The organism is Microbacterium sp. B19 (assembly GCF_000333395.1).
GTDB lineage: Bacteria > Actinomycetota > Actinomycetes > Actinomycetales > Microbacteriaceae > Microbacterium.
Genome location: NZ_BADA01000371.1, coordinates 1 through 2,194, shown reverse-complemented (window position 1 = coordinate 2,194; position 2,194 = coordinate 1). Strand labels below are relative to the sequence as shown.

General features: G+C 70.5%; 2 protein-coding genes. Both read left to right on the top strand.

Annotated features, from left to right (window positions below):
- Nucleotides 1-1,014: phenylalanine--tRNA ligase subunit alpha (pheS, locus tag I5G_RS13310; RefSeq protein WP_022879496.1), on the top strand; the 1,014-nt coding region annotated here is incomplete at its 5' end.
- A partial coding sequence (locus I5G_RS13305) for a phenylalanine--tRNA ligase subunit beta (protein WP_022879495.1) occupies nt 1,014-2,194 on the top strand: 1,181 nt, incomplete at its 3' end. The genes pheS and I5G_RS13305, both read left to right, overlap by 1 nt.

Here is a 2,194-nt window from a genome sequence, read left to right as displayed (position 1 = left end):
GAGGCCGTCGCTTCCGCCGTCGATGCGCGCTTCGCGGCCGTCGCGGACGCCGCGACCACGGCCGACNTGAAGGCCGCCGCTTCCGCGCACGCCGGGGAGCAGTCGCCGCTGTCGCGACTCAACGCCCAGCTGCGCAACGTCGCCCCCGAGAACAAGGCCGAGTTCGGCAAGCTCGTCGGGCAGGCGCGGGGGCGCGTGAACCAGGCGTTCGCCGCCCGCGAGGGCGAGCTCGCCGAGGCCGAGACCGCGGCCCGGCTCGAGGCCGAGCGCGTCGACGTCACGGCCCTCCCGCAGCGCGCGCGCATCGGGGCGCGGCATCCCATCTCGCTCCTGCAGGAGCAGGTGTCCGACATCTTCGTCGGCATGGGGTGGGAGATCGCCGAGGGCCCCGAGCTCGAGCACGAGTGGTTCAACTTCGACGCCCTCAACGTCGACCCGGACCACCCCGCGCGGACGATGCAGGACACCTTCTACGTCGACCCCGTCGCACGGCACCTCGTCCTGCGTACGCAGACGTCGCCGGTGCAGATGCGATCGATGCTGGAGCGGGAGATCCCGATCTACATCCTTTCCCCGGGGCGCGTGTACCGCACCGACGAGTTCGACGCGACCCATCTCCCGGTCTTCACGCAGTTCGAAGGCCTCGTCATCGACAAGGGCATCACGATGGCGCACCTGAAGGGCACGCTCGACCACGCCGCGCGCGTCCTCTTCGGTCCCGAGGCGAAGACGCGCTTCCGCGCCAACTTCTTCCCGTTCACCGAGCCGAGCGCCGAGCTCGACCTGTGGCATCCCACCTTCAAGGGCGGAGCGCGCTGGATCGAGTGGGGCGGCTGCGGAATGGTGAACCCCAACGTCCTGCGCGCCGCCGGAATCGACCCCGAGGAGTACTCGGGCTTCGCGTTCGGCATGGGCATCGAGCGCACGCTCATGTTCCGTAGCGACGTCCAAGACATGCGCGACATGGCCGAGGGCGATGTCCGTTTCAGCGAGCAGTTCGGAATGGTGGTCTGATGCGCGTCCCGCTCTCCTGGTTGCGCGAGTACGTCGACGTGCCCGCGGAGGCCACGCCCGAAGACGTCCTGGCGGCCCTGGTCTCCGTCGGCTTCGAAGAAGAGGACGTGCACCGCTTCGAGCTCGAAGGACCCATCGTGGTCGGCGAGGTGAAGGAGTTCACCCCCGAGCCGCAGTCCAACGGCAAGACGATCCGGTGGTGCCAGGTCGACGTCGGCGAGGAGAACGGCGGTGTCCGCGGGATCGTGTGCGGCGCCGGCAACTTCTTCGTCGGCGACAAGGTCGTCGTGACGCTCCCGGGTGCCGTGCTCCCGGGGCCGTTCCCGATCGCCGCACGCAAGACCTACGGACACGTGTCCGACGGCATGATCGCCTCGGCGCGCGAGCTCGGTCTCGGCGACGAGCACAACGGCATCCTGCGTCTGGTCGACCTCGGAATCGACGCTCCCGTCGGCACCGACGCGATCGCGCTGCTCGGGCTCGACGACGTGGCCGTGGAGATCAACGTCACTCCCGACCGCGGGTACGCGCTGTCGCTGCGCGGCGTCGCGCGCGAGTACTCGCACGCCACGGGCGCGGCGTTCCGCGACCCCGCCGAGCGGGCGTGGGGCGACCTCGACCCGGGTGCCGGGTTCCCGATCGCGGTCGACGACCAGGCGCCGATCCGCGGCCGTGTCGGGGCCACGGAGTTCGTCGCGCGCATCGTCCGCGACGTGGACCCCACCAAGCCGACGCCGGCGTGGATGATCGCGCGGCTGACGCTCGCCGGCATCCGTTCGCTCGGCGTCCTCATCGACATCACGAACTACGTGATGCTCGAGCTCGGCGAGCCGATCCACGGGTACGACCTCGACCGGCTGCAGGGCGGGATCACCGTGCGTCGCGCGACCGCGGGCGAGAAGCTCGAGACGCTCGACGGCAAGGTGCGCACGCTGGATGCCGAAGACCTGCTGATCACCGACGAGTCGGGCCCCATCGGCCTGGCCGGCGTCATGGGCGGCGGCACGACCGAGATGACGGATGCCACCCGCAACGTGCTCATCGAGGCCGCGATCTTCGACACCGTGTCGATCGCGCGCACGGCTCGCCGCCACAAGCTCCCCTCCGAGGCGTCGCGTCGCTTCGAGCGCGGCGTCGATCCGAAGATCCCCTTCGCCGCTGCCCGCCGCGTCGCCGACCT